This window comes from Paenarthrobacter sp. PH39-S1 (genome assembly GCF_030063245.1).
Classification (GTDB): Bacteria; Actinomycetota; Actinomycetes; order Actinomycetales; family Micrococcaceae; genus Arthrobacter_M.
This window is the reverse complement of the sequence record NZ_JASISR010000083.1, coordinates 1-1,241: the sequence shown is the minus strand read 5'-3', so window position 1 is coordinate 1,241 and position 1,241 is coordinate 1. Positions and strand designations below refer to the sequence as shown.

The following is a 1,241-nucleotide window of genomic DNA, read 5'->3' as shown; positions in this document are numbered from 1 at the left end:
AGGGCACGGACCAACGGCCCGCGTTGGCGGGTGGTCAGGGACGGATCCGCCGCAGCCCGGATGATTTGGTAGCGGAAGAGGGCGATCTTCTCCCGGTGTTCCTTGCGCATCAACACGGTATTGGCCCGCGGGGCCGGGTTCGGTGGCACCGGGAAAAGAACCGGCCCCTGACCCGTGGTCCCGGGGCCGGGCTGCTGCCCAGTGGCATCCACACGGTCCGCTGGCCCTACGACAGGTGCCGGCAGGGCAGGGGCCGACTCAGGAGGCAGGTGGGTTGGAGTGCTCGTCATCGAAAAGTTCCTTCCGGTGGGGTGAAACACAGGATCCGTGCCATCACCTCAGAGCCGGGATGGCAGGTGTCCCCACCTTGGCGCATTTACCCGCCACGCGGCAGGGCGAGCTGGTGTTGCACGTGATCAGGCCATCCCACGGCGCTGAAGAACCAGGGCCCATGCGCAAAAAGGGCGGCCTGGTGCCACGTCATGGTGACCACGGTGCCCGGCCCGCAGCGGTGCAAATGGGCCAGCACCCGGGCGTGAGCCAACAGCATGCCCAAGGCATTGGCCCGGGCCGTGGCTGCCGCCGCCGGCCAGAATCCCAGGGCTTCAGCAGTGGCGCGGTGCACCCGGGCGGCGAACGCAGCCACGACTGCCGGGGCATTGGCCCCAAAAAAGCGCAGCCAGTCCCGCACGGTCGTCGCCGGACGATCCAACATCGCGGCGATCTTCCGATATCCGAACCCATCAACAGCGCTGCGTTCAACGGCTTCGGCAATGACAGCTGCATCATCAGCCCGGCTGGCAGCAAACACTGCAGGCAACAAGATATGAGTGGCAGCGCAGCCGCAGCAACGTCCCCTGCGCGGGGTGAATCGCCGGTTCTCCACCGGCACTGCACACCGAATGACCCGCTCCACGCCGAAGCCCCAAGGCTTCAACGTCCCCGGACACAAGGGACAGGCAAGCCCACGACCAAAAAGTTGGGATTCGACAGCGGCAGGATCGTGGCTTACCGTGAGCACAGCGCGACTCGTTTCGCGTTAGAACGACCTGGTGCGGCTTCGAAACTGGCACCGGGTCGTTCGTCTTTAAGATCATGAATAAAAATCCAAGATCAAGGACCTGTCGTCAGCCTGACGCCGCCAACGAAGAACGTCAAGGACCAAACCAAGAAACCCAGAAAAATCAGGCCCGTCGTCAGGCAACGCGACCACCCACGGTCATCCACTGCGACGCGCAACA

At 64.4% G+C, this 1,241-nt stretch carries 1 protein-coding gene and 1 pseudogene; both read right to left on the bottom strand.

Annotation, left to right across the window (positions count from 1 at the left end):
- Nucleotides 1-290: pseudogene (locus QMG52_RS21510) on the bottom strand (hypothetical protein); the annotation flags it as partial.
- Between the two features lie 86 nt (nucleotides 291-376).
- On the bottom strand, nucleotides 377-715 hold the full coding sequence (locus QMG52_RS21505; protein ID WP_283562437.1) for a hypothetical protein: 339 nt from the start codon (nucleotides 713-715) through the stop codon (nucleotides 377-379).
- Between the last annotated feature and the right edge of the window lie 526 nt (nucleotides 716-1,241).

What these genes read in the sequence shown, in the direction of transcription:
- QMG52_RS21505 (WP_283562437.1), bottom strand. Translation starts at nt 715, where the DNA reads ATGTTGGATCGTCCGGCGACGACCGTGCGGGACTGGCTGCGCTTTTTT.